Raw genomic sequence first — 14,706 nt, 5'->3', positions numbered from 1 at the left:
AGGTGAGCTGGGGATATGTGGATTGTTTGGACGATGGTGCCATTTTCTTCGCTCCAGGGGTTGCGAAGCCATGCACAGATCCTTAAATTGAGTGCAGAATGTGACTCACCTAACAATCCCTCGGGAATGTGAACCCTCACCGGTGCCGGTGAGTGATGTGACCAGCAGGAACGGTCGACAGGGTGGACGCATTCACGGTCAGGACCGTCGGGTCCTCGCAGCAATGCGACGACCGGCGAGATACAACGACAGACAGGGGTCGGCGGATGGCGATGGCGGCAGTTTCCACCGGAGACGATGCTCGGTTGATGTGGGTGTCCCAAGCTCGGTGCCGAGGAGGAAACCCTGACGACCTGTTCGTTCGCGGAGCGGCTCAGCGTAAGGCCGCGACAATTTGCAGGCACTGCCCGGTCCAGCTGGAATGCGGTGCCGACGCCCTCGACAACCGGGTCGAGTTCGGCGTCTGGGGTGGCATGACCGAGCGTCAGCGCCGCGCGCTGCTGCGGCAGCATCCCGAGGTCACCTCATGGGCACAGTTCTTCGACGCGCAGAAGCGGCGGCAGCAGGCCGACGCGGTCTGATCTCGATACGGCTCGTCGCTCCGCTCCTCGCCTACTCGATCAGCGGGGGTGACGAGCTGTCGCGTGGCCGCCTTGCCGGATCAGCGTGGGCGACGAGCTGACGGGGCTGCCTTGCTGGATCAGCGGAGCTGACGAGCTGACGAGTGGCCGATCGCGGGATCAGCGGAGCTGACGAACTGCTGCGTGGCCGCTCGCGGGATCAACCGATGATGGCGAGCGCAGCGGTCACCCGCGGCTGGTGATCTGCTCGGCGACCGCGCGCAGTGCGACGGTGTCGGCCACCTCGAACGGCAGCGACGGTACGCCGACGACGGGGACCGCGGGATGCGCCGCGGTGAAGCGCTGCAGCAGATGCAGTTCCCGCTTCCCGGTCGCGGCCCGGGCCGCATGGATCTCCAGCACGCCGCGTGTCAGCTCGTCGTCGACGGATTCGAGGGCCGCCCGCGCCGACGACTCGGAGATCGAGGTCAGGTTCGGATGGGTCCGGTTGAGGATCAGTCCGGCCAGCGGCATGGATTCCTCGGACAGACGGTCGACGAAGAACGCCGCCTCGCGGAGCGCATCGGGCTCAGCTGCGGCGACCACGGCGAACTGGGTGCCCGGTTGCTTGAGCAGCTGATAGGTCTTGAGGGCGCGATCCTGGAATCCGCCGAACATCGAGTCCAGTGACTGCACGAACATCGCGACGTCGCGCAGCATGTCGCCGCCGATGATGGTGGAGACACCACGCATCGCGAGGCTCATTGCGCCGGTGACCATCCGCCCCACACCGCGACCGCTGCCGACGAGCACCTTCATCAGACGCCCAGACAGGAACGACCCGAGTCGCTGCGGCGCATCGAGGAAGTCGAGCGCGTTCCGCGACGGTGGCGTGTCGACGATGATGAGGTCCCAGCGATCCTGCTCGAGCAACTTGCCGAGCTTCTCCATCGCCATGTACTCCTGCGTGCCGGAGAACGACGACGCCATCGTCTGATAGAAGGAGTTCTCCATGATCGCGGCCGCCCGTTCGGGCGTCGAGTACTCGATCACCATCTCGTCGAAGGTGCGTCGCATGTCGAGCATCATCGCGTCGAGGGTGCCGGTGCCGTCGATCGCCACGGGCTGCGGATCGTTGGTCAGTTCGGACATGCCGAGCGACTGGGCGAGCCGGCGGGCCGGATCGATGGTCAGGACGGCGACGGTCCGGCCGTGCTCGGCGGCGTACATCGCCATCGCCGCGGCCGTCGTCGTCTTGCCGACACCGCCCGCGCCGCAGCAGATCACGACTCGGGTACCCGGATCGGTCAGGACCGATCCCATCTGCAGATCGAGAGGCATGGACTACGCACCCGCCTTCTGTAGGAGGTTCGCGAGCTCGTAGATCGACCCGAGGTCAATGCCGTCGCCGAGCGTGGGCAGTTCGAGGGTGGGAAGTTCGACGTCGTCGAGTTGCGCTTTGGCCACCTGCTGGGCCTGCAGGCGCGTGGCGTGCTCGATGGTCTCGGTGAGCAACCCGGCCAGGTCCTCGTCGCCGATCGTGAGTCCGGCGGCCGTCAGATTCTCGAGCACGCGAGGGGCGTCGACCTGTCCCTCGGCGATGTCGTCGATCGAGCCCGCGGGCAGATGGGTGGGGGAGACCCGGTTGATGATCAGCGTGCCGATGGTCAGGTTCTTCTCGCCGAGTTCGCGGACGGCCTCCACGGTCTCCTGGATCGGCATGGCCTCCAGCAGGGTGACGAGATGGATGACGGTGTCCTCGGAGTGCAGCAGCTTCACCACACCGTCGCTCTGGTTGCGGATGGGGCCCGTCTTGGCGAGGTCGGCCATCGCCTGCGTCACGTCGAGGAAGTTGCCGATCCGACCGGTCGGCGGGGCGTCGACGACGACCGCGTCGTACACGCGCTTGCCCTGCTTGTCGGTGTGGATGATCCGTTCCTTGATCTTCCCGGTGATCAGGACGTCACGCAGACCCGGCGCGACCGTGGTGACGAAGTCGATGGCGCCGATCCGCTTCATCGCGCGACCGGCGAACCCGAGGTTGTAGAACATGTCGAGGTACTCGAGCAGTGCGTGCTCGATGTCGAGGGCGAGCGCAGAGACCTCCCCGCCGCCGGATGCGGTGGCGATCCGGGTGTCGGTGGGCGGCAGGGGCGGGATGTCGAAGAGCTGTGCGATACCTTGGCGGCCTTCGCATTCCACCAGTAGGACCTTCTTGCCGTCGGCGGCCAGCGCGAGCGCCAGTGCGGCGGCGATTGTGGTCTTTCCGGTACCGCCCTTGCCGGACACGAAGTGTAGTCGCGCCCGTCGGGCGGTATCGGGCCATTCGTTGACGTGCCCCGCGTCGTCGAGCGGTGTCTCGTTCCCCACTGCATCACCATATCGACAACCACCCACCGGTTAGGGTGGGTCCATGAGTGAAGTGACCGCGTGGGAGTACGTGACGGTGCCGCTGCTGACGCACGCCACGAAGCAGATCCTCGACCAATGGGGTGCCGACGGCTGGGAACTGGTGAGCGTCCTACCCGGTCCGACCGGTGAGCAGCACGTCGCCTACCTCAAGCGCCCGAAGGGATAGTCCATGGCAACCACGTGGTCGCAGCGCCTCGTCGAGCTCGGCATCCAACTCCCACCGGTGGTCGCGCCGGTCGCCAGCTATGTGCCGGCGGTCCGGACCGGAAATCTCGTCTACACGGCCGGGCAGCTGCCCATCGTCAACGGCACACTCGACGTCGCCGGCAAGGTCCACGAGGGCGCCGAGGGCGTGGTGAACCCCGATCAGGCGAACGCCGCGGCGCGGCAGTGCGCTCTGAATGCCCTGGCCGCCGTCGACGGGCTCGTCGGCATCGACTCGGTGGTGCGGGTCGTGAAGGTCGTCGGTTTCGTGGCCTCGGCGCACGGCTTCACCGGGCAGCCGGCGGTCATCAACGGGGCGTCGGATCTGCTCGGCGAGGTCTTCGGTGATGCCGGGGTGCATGCGCGTTCCGCGGTGGGGGTCGCCGAACTGCCGCTGGGTGCGTCGGTCGAGGTCGAACTCATCGTCGAGGTCGCCTGATCCGATGAGCTCGCGTCGTATCCCCGTCGCCTCGGCGACGACGCACTGACGCGACGTGGACATCGCCCTGCTGATCGTCGCTGCCGCGGCGGCCGGATGGGTCGACGCCGTCGTGGGCGGCGGCGGTCTGGTGTTGATCCCGGCGTTGCTGATCGCGTTCCCGACCATCGCACCGGCGACCGCACTCGGGACCAACAAGCTCGCGGCGGTCTTCGGCACGGCGTCGGCGGCGGTCGCGTTCACTCGTCGGCTGCGGATCGACGTCCGACGCCTGTTGCCGGTGTTCGTCAGCGCGGTCGTGTGCTCCGGGCTCGGCGCGTACACGGCGAGTCGCCTACCCGCAGAGGTCTTCACGCCGATCGTCCTGTGTCTGTTGGTGGCGGTGGGCCTTTTCGTCGCGCTCAATCCCGGATTCGGTTCGGGTGCAGGGGTCTCGCGCCCGCGGTGGTCGGTGCTCCTCGGGTTCGTGGTCGCGGGAGTCGTCATCGCCTTCTACGACGGCGTGATGGGGCCGGGCACGGGGACGTTCCTGATCATCAGCCTGACCGCGCTGGTGGGTACGGGCTTCCTGGAGAGTTCGGCGATGGCGAAGGTGATCAACACCGGCACCAACCTGGGTGCGCTCGCGGTGTTCGCCTGGCAGGGGAACATCTTGTGGCTCTTGGGTATCGGCCTCGCCGTGGCGAACATCGCGGGCGCTCAGCTCGGTGCCCACATGGCCATCGGGCGGGGCAGTGGTTTCGTGCGGTGGGTCCTTCTCGCCGTCGTCGTGGTGATGGTCTCCAAGCTGGGCTACGACCTCGTGGTCGATTGATCTCGATCGGGCTCAGCGTGAGGCCGACCGGAAGTTGCTGCGATAGTTGCTCGGCGACAACGACATCCGACGACGGAATTGTGTGCGCAGGGATTCCGGACTGAGGCCCACGGCGTCGGCGATCTTCTCGACCGGTTCGTCGGTGCGTTCGAGCAACCCGGCGGCGGCCCGGATGCGCTGACCGGTCAGCCAGGCGCCCGGCCCCATGCCGTAGGCGGCGGTGAAGCGGCGGTTGAACGTGCGCAACGACATCGAGGCGTGGTCTGCGAGGTCGCGCGTGGTCAGCGGGTGGTCGAGATTGCGGACCGCCCACGCGGTGGTCGCCGACAGCGAGTCGTCGGACACGGTCGACGCGTCCGGAAGTGCCGGTGCCACATGTGGTTCGAGGTGCCGGTGCTGGTGGTCGATCTCCGCGATCGCCTCGTCGTGCAGGCTCGTCCCCGGCGGCATGAACTGCGCCTGCCCGCCCGGACGGTGGAACGCGACGACGGTGCGTCGAGCGAAATCCCGGGCCACGTCACCACCGTGGTCCCGCTCGACGAGATGGAGACACAGGTCGATACCCGCGGCAAGACCCGCGCTGGTCAGCACGTCGCCGTTGTCGACGTAGAGGACCGCAGGATCGACGTCGACGGTCGGATAGCGTGCCGCGAGCGCCGCCGCGTCGAGCCAGTGGGTCGTCGCGCGGCGTCCGTCGAGGAGGCCGGCCTCCGCCAGGGTGAACGCGCCGACACAGATCGACATGATCCGGGCGCCCCGACGATGCGCACGGGTCAGGGCGTCGGTAACCGCGGTCGACGGTGTGCGCCGTGCGGCATCGTGATAGCCGGGGATGACGATGGTGTCGGCGTCGTCGAGGGCGTCGAGTCCGTGCTCGACGTGTATTGACACCCCGGCGCAGGTCGGCACCAGCCCGGGGCGTTCGGCGCAGGTACGCAGTGCGTAGCGGGGTGGGCCGACGTGGCCGAACATCTGTACCGGCGCCGCCATGTCCATCAGGACGAGACCGTCGGTGACCAGCACGACCACGAGATGCGCGTCCGGAGATCCCGCGGATGTCCGGGTCGTCGGCGCAAGGGGCCCCGAAGCGGATGAGGGTGGCATGAATCCAGGGTATACCGGCATTGATGCCACTGGTCTCCGGCGGATAGGCGGCGCAGTCTGACAGGGTGACCAACAGAGCCGTCCCCGACCCGGGTGCCCCTCGATCGATGACCACGCCGGTCGACGCCGGCGCCCGACTGCCCGACGCCGATGACGGCCGCGGCGCCGAGGCGATTGCGGCTCCCGCACCGTCGCGGACCCTCTCCGACGACGCGCGGCGGCGCGTGCAGCTGCGCACCGTCGTCCTGCTCTGCCTGGCTCAGGTTCTCGGCGGGTTGGCGATGGGGGCCTCGCTGGCGTTGGGTGCGATTCTCGGTGAGCGACTCTCGGGGGCCGAGTCGCTGGCAGGACTGCCGACGACGGTGCTGACCCTCGGCGCGGCGGCCGCCGGTCTGCCGCTGGCCGCACTGGCGCAGCGGTCGGGGCGACGTCCCGCACTCGCGACGGGATTCCTGATCGCAGCCGCAGGCGCCTGCGTGGTGGCCGTTGCGGTCGACACCGGCTGGTTCGCGTTGCTCCTCGTCGGCATGGCCGGGGTCGGCTCGGGGACGGCGGTCAGTCTCCAGTCACGCTTCGCTGCAACCGATCTCGCGACTCCTCGCACCCGCGGCCGTGATCTGTCGCTCGTCGTGTGGATGACGATGGTCGGCGCGGTCGCCGGGCCCGCACTCCTCCCGATCGGTGCCGACGTCGCCGACATCGCGCACATCGACGAACTCGCCGGACCGTTCGTGATCGGTGCGGCGGGCAGCGCGGCCGCGGCGCTGGTGCTCTTGCTCGGACTCCGGCCGGATCCGCTCCGCTTCTCCGCCGATGGTGCGCCGACCGCGATGGCGGCGAAACCGTCTCTGCTCCAGGGCTTCGACACGATCCGCCAAACGCCCGGCTCGCGGAACGCGGTCGCCTCGGTGGTCTCCGCGCACGCCGTGATGGTCGCGGTGATGGCCTTGACTCCCGTGCACATGACCCACGGTGGGGCGAGCCTGACGGTCGTCGGGCTGTCGATCAGCGCGCACGTCGCCGGGATGTACGCCCTCGCACCGGTGATGGGTCTTCTCACCGATCGCCTGGGCCGCGTGCCGACGGTTCTCGTCGGCCAGGCGCTGCTGCTGGCGAGCTGCATCGCCGGATTCGTCCTGCACCACAGTCAGACGGGACTCGTCGTGGCGCTGGTGCTGCTGGGACTCGGCTGGTCGGCAGCGACCGTTGCGGGCTCGACGATGCTCACCGACAGCGTCGCGGTGGCCATGCGGCCGCGAGTGCAGGGCATCACCGACACATCGATGAGTCTCGCCGGCGCCATCGCCGGTGCGCTCGCCGGCGTCGTGGTGGGACTGTTCGGTTACCCCGTGCTCGTCCTGGCGGCCGGAGCGGTGAGTATCGCCGCCGCGGTCTACCTCGTGGTCGACCGCCCCGGGTGACGGACGTCGTCGTCGCGGCTACGGTTGTGCCACCACGGATGTCCGCGACGTGCGTCGCGGTCGGTGGCCGGCGACGATGTCGGCCGGACGCCCGGAGGCTGGATCGGAAGGGGACGACGTGATCGGGACGACGGGCGTGGTCACCCTCGCGATCCCCGGCGGTGACACGTTGGGCGAGGTCGAGCTGGCCGTCGGCGGCGGCACCGAACGGTATCTCGCCGCAGCAGTCGAGCCGGTCGAGCTCGACCGCACGGTCTTGGTCGTCGGTGTCCGTCCGGGGCGCGTCGTCGACGTCGAGCCGTGGATCGCGGCACCCTCCTGACCGTCGCAGTCCGCGGCGCCGAGCTCTGTCGTCCGAGCGAACGACAGGGTGGAACCAGGCCGTAGCATGAGCCGTCCAAGAGGTGATCGTGTTCGCGCCGCGCCCATTTCCCGTGCGCGGTGTACCGACTGAGGAGGGCACCATGCTCGGCTACAACGTTCCCGAACCCGACGAGGCAATGCTGATCTCGGGCAAGAAGGGTCAGGAGGGGGCGCCGTTCGATGTCGTCGTCGGCCACGGCAAGTGGGTCATGCCGTTCTTCCGCAAGGTCCGCTTCCTGTCGATGGCGTTGCACGAGGCCCAGATCCGTGAGGTGTGCGTGACGACCCAGGGCATCCAGCTCAACGTGCGTGCCGTGATCGCGCACAAGGTCGGCGGCGACGTCGCGTCCATCGTGAACGCCGGACAGCGGTTCATCTCCGAGCAGGAGAACGAGATGAATCAGCTCACCGGGCAGGTCTTCTCGGGCCACCTCCGGTCGATCGTCGGGTCGATGACGGTCGAGCAGATCATCCGCGAACGGGACACGCTCGCCCGGCAGGTGCTCGAGGCGTCGAAGCGGGAGATGGGTTCCATCGGCCTGGTGGTCGACTCGTTCCAGATCCAGTCCATCGACGACATGGACTCCGGCTACATCAATGCGCTCGCCGCACCCAACATCGCCAAGGTGCAGCGCGAGGCGGCGGTCGAGCGGGCCCGCGCCGACCAGGAGTCGGCGAAGGCGCAGCAGGAGTCGCTGCGCAACCAGGCCGACTACGAGCGGGAGACGGCCATCAAGCGCGCCCACATCAAGTCCGAGACGGACAAGGCCAATGCCGAAGCGGCCCAGGCCGGTCCGCTCGCGGAGGCGAGGGTGAACCAGGAGATCATCCGCGAACAGTCGGTGCTGGCCCAGGCCCAGGCAGATCTGCGTGAGCAGCAGCTGATGTCGGAGGTGGTGAAGCCGGCGGAGGCCGAGGCCCGCCGCACCCAGATCATCGCCGAGGCCGACGCGCGTGCGGTCGAGATCCAATCCGCTGCCGCCGCGAAGCACAACCGCATCGCACTCGATCAGCAGATCATCGAGCAGTTGCCCGCGCTCGTCGGGGAGATCGCGAAGGGGCTCGGGTCGTCGAACCTCACGGTGTTCAACGGCGCCGAGGGTGTCAACGAGGTGATGACCGGGGTGGTCACGCAGGGAGCGGCGTTGCTCAAGAGCCTGCAGAGCGAGTTCGCGCCGAAGGTGGTCGACGAGGCGGTCGGGTCCGCCGACGGCACCGGACGTGCAACCGTTCCGCCGACATCGCACTGATGTGATCGCAACCACGCCCGTCGCCGGTCGGTGGTTCCCGCATGAGTAGTGTCGGAAGGCATGACCGACAACGGAAATGACGCCGGAAGTGATGCCGGGGTTCCCGTGGGGGACCAGAACGGACCGCAGGCGGGGGACACTCCGGTGCACCCGGCGTACGGCGTCGTCCGTGAGGTGACGCCGTTCGCCTCCGTCCTGCTGTGCAACAACCCCGGCAACATGGAGCTCGACGGGACCAACACGTGGATCCTGCGGGCGCCGGGCAACGCGGAATGCGTCATCGTCGATCCGGGGCCGCCGAACAAGAAAGGTCACGTCAAGCGGATCGCCGAGCAGCCCGGCGTCGCGCTGGTGCTGATCACCCATCGGCACTTCGATCACACGGGAGCCATCAAGCGGCTGCGTAAACGGGTGGATGCTCCAGTGCGTGCACGATCAATGAAGTTCACGCACGGGGCGGCGGCACTCTCCGACCGCGAGGTCATCGAGATGGCCGGGTTGCGAATCACCGTGCTGTACACCCCGGGGCACACCGGTGACTCGGTGAGCTTCCTGGTGGAATGGGAAGACCAGCGTGCACTGCTGACCGGTGACACGATCCTCGGCAGCGGCACGACGGTCATCGACCCGTCGGACGGCACCCTGCGCGACTACCTGAACTCGCTGAACCGGATCATCGTCGAAGGGGAGGACGCGGCGCTGCTACCCGCGCACGGCCCGGATCATCCGCAGGTCGGTCCGGTTGCCCGCTACTACAAGAAGCATCGCGAGGAGCGGATCGATCAGATCGTCGCCGCCCTCGACGACCTCGGCATCTCGGCGGCGAAGGCGAAGCCGATGAAGGTCGTGCGGAAGGTCTACGCCGACGTCGACAAGAAGTTGTGGCCGGCCGCGCGGATGTCGGTCAAGGCCCAGTTGGAGTACTTGCGGGACAGTTGAGACGACGCGTGGGGGCTTGCCTACTTTCGGGTGACCCTTCGTGACAGTCCTCCGCAGGCTCCGGACTTCCTCAGGGACCAGGGGTGAGCTCCGTCCCTGTGGCGCGAGCAGAGACCACCCGGTTCCTCAGGAGCGAGTAGAGGTCACCCGGTTCCTCAGGAGCGAGTAGAGGTCACCCGGTTCCTCAGGAGCGAGTAGAGGTCACCCGGTCCCTGAAGAGCGAGCAGAGACCACCCGGTCCCTGAGGAGCGAGCTTGCGAGCGTCACGAAGGGTCCACCGCCGCAGCGGTGGGAAACGTCAGCGGGCGCGGCGGGCGAGGCGCTCGGAGTCGGCGATCAACACGCTCTTGCCCTCGAGGCGCAGCCAGCCGCGCTGCGCGAAGTCGGCGAGCGCCTTGTTGACCGTCTCGCGAGAGGCGCCGACGAGCTGCGCGATCTCTTCCTGGGTGAGGTCGTGCGTCACGCGGAGCGCGCCACCCTCCTGGGTACCGAAACGCTGGGCCAGCTGCAGCAGCTGCTTGGCGACACGGCCCGGGACGTCGGTGAAGATCAGGTCGGCCAGGTTGTTGTTGGTCCGGCGCAGACGACGGGCGAGGACGCGCAGGAGCTGCTCGGCGATCTCCGGGCGATCCTTGATCCATGCCCGCAGGGCATCGCGGTCCATCGAGACCGCGCGTACCTCGGTCACCGTCGTCGCCGACGACGTCCGGGGCCCGGGGTCGAAGATCGACAGCTCGCCGAACATGTCCGACGGTCCCATGATCGTCAGCAGGTTCTCGCGGCCATCGGGAGAACGACGGCCGACCTTCACCTTGCCTGACAGGATGATGTACAGCCGGTCACCGGGTTCACCCTCGTGGAAGATCACGTGGCCGCGAGGGAAATCGACCGGTTGAAGCTGTTTGGTCAGCGCCGCGACGGCAGAGGGCTCGACACCCTGGAATATGCCGGCCCGCGCCAGTACGTCCTCCACCTAAGGAACCTTTCTCGTCCTGATCACACTCGCATGACAACCGCACACCAGGATTCCGCACGTGGCCGCCGGCTGCAGTGTTGCCTCGTGCAACGCTACCCGCAGCCCAAGCATAAGTGTTGAATGGGTCACTGGCCGCACCATTGCGGCGAGTCGCGCAACTCCTCTGGTGACAGATCCGCCGGATCAGCTGGCCCGCTGCGGAGATGTCCGCAGGGTGGCCTCGGTACCCGCGGCGGCGGGCTCACCTTTCGTACGGCGGCTGCGGAACTCGTCCAGCGCGGCTGGGAAACCCTCCTTGGCCAGCGTGTCCACCTGGTCGGCGTCGGCCGATTCGAGGAACTCCTCGACGTGATCGCGGGAGACCGCGAGACGATCGATCCTGGTCTGAACCTTTTCCATGGCAAGAGCGAAAAGCATCAGGACGGCCGGGAAGAGCAGCGCGGCGAGACCTTGCATGGGGAACAGTAAACACAATGCGATCTCCCTCCCGCCAACCCGAGTGGCCGCCTTCACCCACTTGTTACCAATGCGTCGCCTCGCCGCCGACAACGAAATCCGGGAGTCGGACACGGTCCGCGAGTCCGTTGTCGGCGATCTGGCTAACCTGAATCAGGTGAGTGCACGCAAGACCCCGGACACTTCGGTGACGCCCGCCCGTCCACGGCGATCCCGGGCTCCGGAGACCCCGCTCGGCCTGGTGCGTCGCGCCCGGCGCATGAACCGGGCCCTGCAGGTCGCCTTTCCGCACGTCTACTGCGAACTGGACTTCACCACGCCGCTCGAGTTGTCGGTCGCCACCATCCTGTCCGCCCAGTGCACCGATGTCCGGGTCAACATGGTGACCCCGGCGCTCTTCGCGAAGTACCCCACCGCGCGGTCCTACGCCGAGGCCGACCGCACCGAACTCGAGGAGATGATCCGCACCACCGGCTTCTACCGGAACAAGGCGAACTCGATCATCGGACTCGGACAGGCGTTGGTCGAACGGTTCGACGGTGAGGTCCCGAGCACGCTGAAGGAACTGGTCACCCTGCCGGGCTTCGGCCGCAAGACCGCCAACGTCGTGCTCGGCAACGCGTTCGGGGTACCCGGGATCACCGTCGACACCCACTTCTCCCGACTGGTCCAGCGCTGGGGATGGACCACCGAGACCGACCCGGTCAAGATCGAGCACGCCGTCGGCGAGCTGATCGAGCGCAAGGAGTGGACCGACCTGTCGCACCGGGTGATCTTCCACGGACGCCGGGTGTGTCACGCACGCAAGCCGGCCTGTGGGGTGTGCATCCTCGCCAAGGACTGCCCCGCCGTCGGGACCGGTCCGATGGACAAGACGGAGGCCGCCCGGCTGGTGAAGGGGCCCGAGACCGAACACCTGCTGGACCTGGCCGGACTGTCGACGCAGTGAACCAGACCCCCACCACGGATCCCGATCCCACCGATCCGGCGTCTGGACCCGACGAACCCGAGACGACCACTCCGCCGTCCCACCCGCGTGGTCGGTTGCCGGCGGCCGCACGCTGGACCGTCGTCTTCATCGTGGTGATGATCGCCCTGATCGTCGCCATCTGGCCGCGGGACGACGGCGCGGGACCCGGAACCGACGCGTCGCCGACGGCGTCCGGCGCGCGGGCCACCGATGCCCAGGTCGACGACACCCAGCTCGCGCAGGCGCGGACCGAGGCCGCGCTCGCGCCGTGTCCGACGACCGATCTGCCGATCGGCCAGGACTCGGTGCTTGCCGGGATCAGTGCCCCCTGCCTGGCCGACGGACGGTCGTACGACGTCGGCGCCGGTACCGCCGGCAAGCCCTTGCTCGTGAACATGTGGGCCGTCTGGTGTCTGCCGTGTCGTCGGGAGCTGCCCGAACTCGCCACGTACGCCGAACGAGCCGGCGATCAGGTCACGGTGCTCACGGTCCACGCTCAAGAAGGTGCCAAGAACCCGTACCTCGCGTTGAAGTTCCTCACCGAGACCGGCGTGCACCTGCCCGTCGTGATGGACACGGATGCGAAGATCGCGGCCGCGCTCGGCGCGCCGCGGGTGTTCCCGTCGACGATCCTCGTGCGCCCGGATGGCACAGTTGCCAAGGTGCTGCCCCAGGTGTTCGAGAACCCCGACCAGATCGCCGACGCCGTGCAGCAGTACCTGGGGGTGAGGACGTGACCGGAGACGCAACGGCCGGGGCGGGGTCGTCGGGACCGGTCGTGCCGACCGAACAGATCCCGCCGTGGATGCGTCGGCTGACCGCCGACGTCACGGCCGTCACGGACTCGGTGATGAATCGGGGCGGCGACCGTACCCGCTGGGCGTCGATGCTCGGACGCAACCGACGTGATGCCGCCGTCCTGGTGCTGCTCTCCGGTAGCTGGGACGGCGCCGCCGATCATCCGGGCGGCGTCCCCGCCGACGCCGAGGTGCTGCTCACCGAGCGCGCGCCCACTCTCCGTCAGCACAGCGGGCAGGTCGCCTTCCCGGGTGGCGCCGTCGATCCCGGCGACGACTTCCCGGTCGGTACCGCGCTGCGTGAGGCGCAGGAGGAGACCGGCCTCGTCGCCGACGGCGTCGACATCATCGCCAACCTCCCGTCGTTCCCGGTGCCTGTCTCCGGCTTCGACGTCACACCGGTCCTCGCGCACTGGAGCCGCCCCGGCGACGTCCGCGTGATCGACACCGGCGAGACGGCCAGGGTCGCCCGGGTGAACCTCCGAGAGCTGCTGTCGCCGGCCAGCCGTTTCCAAGTGGAGCGAAAAGTACTGGGCGCGCGCGCCTATCGCGGACCTGCCTTCATGGTCGACGGACTGCTGGTGTGGGGGTTCACCGGTGGGCTCATCGCGGCGATCAGCGAGGTCGCGGGGTGGGATGTGCCGTGGGATCACGATGACGTCCGTCCGCTCGACGAGGCGATCGAGGCTGCCGGCAGTGCGCAGACCGTCGGCGAGGCGTCGGTGCTGTCGGACCCGATGCGGCAGGAACTGCTCGACGACGAGCGTCGGGGAGGTCGTCGATGAGCGGGTCCGCATGGGTGGACCTCGTCGTCGTCGTGATCGCCTTCCTTGCTGCCGCCAGCGGATTCCGACAGGGTGCCGTCGCGTCGGCACTCGCGTTCCTCGGGGTCATCCTGGGTGCTGTCGCGGGAATTCTGCTTGCACCGCACGTGATCTCGAACTTCGACGACCGCACGGTGCGGCTGCTCGTCGGGGTGATCCTGCTCGTCGGTCTGATCATCGTCGGCGAGGTGTCGGGCATGATCCTGGGCCGCGCCGCACGCAGCGGGATCCGTTCGCGGGGCGTGCGCCGCGTCGACAGTGTCATCGGTTCGGTGCTGCAGGTGATCGCGGTGCTGGTGGCCGCTTGGCTGTTGGCGATCCCGCTGAGCAGTTCGTCCGAGACCCAGCTGTCCACCGCCGTGCGCGGATCCAAGGTGCTCGGTGGCGTCGACGTCCTTGCGCCGCAATGGTTACGGGACCTGCCCAAGGATTTCAGCGCCCTCCTCGACAACACTGGCCTGCCGCAAGTCATCGGTCCGTTCGGACGGACCCCGGTCGCGAATGTCGGACCGCCCGACCAGGCGTTGCTCACGCTGCCCGTCGTCGATCAGGTGCGGCCGAGCATCATCAAGATCGAGGGCAATGCGCCGAGTTGTCGGCAGGCGCTCGAGGGCAGTGGTTTCGTCGTGTCGCCCGAGCGGGTCATGACCAACGCCCACGTGGTGGCGGGCACCCGTCGGCTGACCGCGACGTCGCCGAACGGCCAGGAGCTGCCGGCGCGGGTGGTCCTGTTCGACAGCAGCAACGACATCGCGGTTCTCGACGTCCCCGGATTGACCGCTCCCGCATTGCCGTTCGCCGACCGCGAAGCGCGCACCGGCGACGACGCGATCGTGCTCGGCTATCCGGAGGCAGGTCCGTTCACGGTGAACGCCGTCCGCGTCCGTGACGTGATCAACCTGTCCGGACCCGACATCTATCGTGCCGGCCGCATCCTGCGCGAGGTCTACACCGTGCGCGGCCAGATCCGGCAGGGCAACTCCGGTGGTCCCATGATCAACGCCGACGGCGAGGTGCTCGGCGTCGTGTTCGGCGCGGCCGAGGACACCACCGACCAGACCGGATTCGTGCTGACCGCCAAGCAGGTTCAGAACAACTTCACCGATTCGGAGGGACGGTCGGCCCGGGTCAGCACGCAGGCCTGCGTGCACGCCTGACCCCCCGACTGTGCCCCTGC

Annotated in this window: 17 protein-coding genes; 12 read left to right on the top strand and 5 right to left on the bottom strand. The window is 68.1% G+C overall.

Annotated features, from left to right (window positions below; genetic code table 11):
* Positions 1-266 precede the first annotated feature (266 nt).
* Positions 267-581, top strand: coding sequence for a WhiB family transcriptional regulator (locus EEB19_RS16075; RefSeq protein ID WP_187588037.1), 315 nt, complete (start codon positions 267-269; stop codon positions 579-581).
* Between the two features lie 225 nt (positions 582-806).
* Here EEB19_RS16075 and EEB19_RS16070 read toward each other — a convergent pair whose 3' ends face one another.
* Together EEB19_RS16070 and EEB19_RS16065 are read right to left on the bottom strand one after the other, a co-directional pair.
* Positions 807-1,901: an ArsA family ATPase gene (locus EEB19_RS16070; RefSeq protein ID WP_187588035.1), complete on the bottom strand. Its 1,095-nt coding sequence runs from the start codon at positions 1,899-1,901 to the stop codon at positions 807-809.
* A gap of 3 nt (positions 1,902-1,904) precedes the next feature.
* Positions 1,905-2,930, bottom strand: a complete 1,026-nt coding sequence (locus EEB19_RS16065; protein ID WP_187588033.1) for an ArsA-related P-loop ATPase — start codon at positions 2,928-2,930, stop codon at positions 1,905-1,907.
* A 43-nt stretch (positions 2,931-2,973) separates the two neighbouring features.
* Between EEB19_RS16065 and EEB19_RS16060 the strand changes: the two genes are divergently transcribed.
* The 3 genes from EEB19_RS16060 to EEB19_RS16050 are packed head-to-tail and all read left to right on the top strand — an operon-like array spanning position 2,974 to position 4,429.
* A complete protein-coding gene (locus EEB19_RS16060) occupies positions 2,974-3,138 on the top strand; it encodes a DUF4177 domain-containing protein (protein WP_004022081.1) in 165 nt (54 codons plus the stop codon).
* Positions 3,139-3,141: 3 nt separating this feature from the next.
* A complete protein-coding gene (locus tag EEB19_RS16055; RefSeq protein ID WP_187588031.1) occupies positions 3,142-3,615 on the top strand; it encodes a RidA family protein in 474 nt (157 codons plus the stop codon).
* A 55-nt stretch (positions 3,616-3,670) separates the two neighbouring features.
* Positions 3,671-4,429 (top strand): TSUP family transporter, encoded by a 759-nt coding sequence (locus EEB19_RS16050; RefSeq protein ID WP_187588029.1) that lies wholly within the window; start codon positions 3,671-3,673, stop codon positions 4,427-4,429.
* 12 nt (positions 4,430-4,441) lie between these two features.
* Here EEB19_RS16050 and EEB19_RS16045 read toward each other — a convergent pair whose 3' ends face one another.
* Positions 4,442-5,533, bottom strand: coding sequence for a GlxA family transcriptional regulator (locus tag EEB19_RS16045; protein WP_187588027.1), 1,092 nt, complete (start codon positions 5,531-5,533; stop codon positions 4,442-4,444).
* A 107-nt stretch (positions 5,534-5,640) separates the two neighbouring features.
* Between EEB19_RS16045 and EEB19_RS16040 the strand changes: the two genes are divergently transcribed.
* The 4 genes from EEB19_RS16040 to EEB19_RS16025 all read left to right on the top strand — a co-directional run bounded on the left by EEB19_RS16040 (position 5,641) and on the right by EEB19_RS16025 (position 9,506).
* On the top strand, positions 5,641-6,954 hold the full coding sequence (locus EEB19_RS16040) for an MFS transporter (RefSeq protein WP_187588025.1): 1,314 nt from the start codon (positions 5,641-5,643) through the stop codon (positions 6,952-6,954).
* Positions 6,955-7,030: 76 nt separating this feature from the next.
* Entirely contained in the window at positions 7,031-7,276 is a 246-nt protein-coding gene (locus EEB19_RS16035; RefSeq protein WP_187588220.1) for a hypothetical protein, read from the top strand.
* A 142-nt stretch (positions 7,277-7,418) separates the two neighbouring features.
* Positions 7,419-8,567, top strand: coding sequence for a flotillin family protein (locus EEB19_RS16030; RefSeq protein WP_187588023.1), 1,149 nt, complete (start codon positions 7,419-7,421; stop codon positions 8,565-8,567).
* A gap of 60 nt (positions 8,568-8,627) precedes the next feature.
* The gene (locus EEB19_RS16025; protein WP_187588021.1) at positions 8,628-9,506 is read left to right on the top strand and encodes an MBL fold metallo-hydrolase; all 879 of its coding nucleotides are present in this window, start codon (positions 8,628-8,630) and stop codon (positions 9,504-9,506) included.
* Between the two features lie 298 nt (positions 9,507-9,804).
* Here EEB19_RS16025 and EEB19_RS16020 read toward each other — a convergent pair whose 3' ends face one another.
* Positions 9,805-10,479: a Crp/Fnr family transcriptional regulator gene (locus EEB19_RS16020; RefSeq protein WP_006330855.1), complete on the bottom strand. Its 675-nt coding sequence runs from the start codon at positions 10,477-10,479 to the stop codon at positions 9,805-9,807.
* Between the two features lie 186 nt (positions 10,480-10,665).
* Complete coding sequence (locus EEB19_RS16015) at positions 10,666-10,938, bottom strand: hypothetical protein (RefSeq protein ID WP_187588019.1); 273 nt, start codon at positions 10,936-10,938, stop codon at positions 10,666-10,668.
* 259 nt (positions 10,939-11,197) lie between these two features.
* Between EEB19_RS16015 and nth the strand changes: the two genes are divergently transcribed.
* The 4 genes from nth to EEB19_RS15995 all read left to right on the top strand — a co-directional run bounded on the left by nth (position 11,198) and on the right by EEB19_RS15995 (position 14,686).
* Positions 11,198-11,887, top strand: a complete 690-nt coding sequence (gene nth / locus EEB19_RS16010) for an endonuclease III (protein ID WP_262365714.1) — start codon at positions 11,198-11,200, stop codon at positions 11,885-11,887.
* 137 nt (positions 11,888-12,024) lie between these two features.
* Positions 12,025-12,645, top strand: a complete 621-nt coding sequence (locus tag EEB19_RS16005) for a TlpA disulfide reductase family protein (protein ID WP_187588216.1) — start codon at positions 12,025-12,027, stop codon at positions 12,643-12,645.
* A 68-nt stretch (positions 12,646-12,713) separates the two neighbouring features.
* Positions 12,714-13,490 carry a CoA pyrophosphatase gene (locus EEB19_RS16000; RefSeq protein WP_187588214.1) on the top strand — a complete coding sequence of 259 codons (777 nt, stop codon included), beginning with the start codon at positions 12,714-12,716 and terminating at the stop codon, positions 13,488-13,490.
* Entirely contained in the window at positions 13,487-14,686 is a 1,200-nt protein-coding gene (locus EEB19_RS15995; RefSeq protein WP_187588017.1) for a MarP family serine protease, read from the top strand. The genes EEB19_RS16000 and EEB19_RS15995 overlap by 4 nt, the downstream gene beginning before the upstream one ends.
* The last annotated feature ends 20 nt before the right edge of the window (positions 14,687-14,706 follow it).

It is taken from the genome of Gordonia sp. OPL2 (genome assembly GCF_003797825.1).
Taxonomy (GTDB): Bacteria; Actinomycetota; Actinomycetes; order Mycobacteriales; family Mycobacteriaceae; genus Gordonia.
The sequence above is the reverse complement of the archived record's forward strand: the minus strand, read 5'-3'. Positions and strand labels throughout refer to the sequence as shown.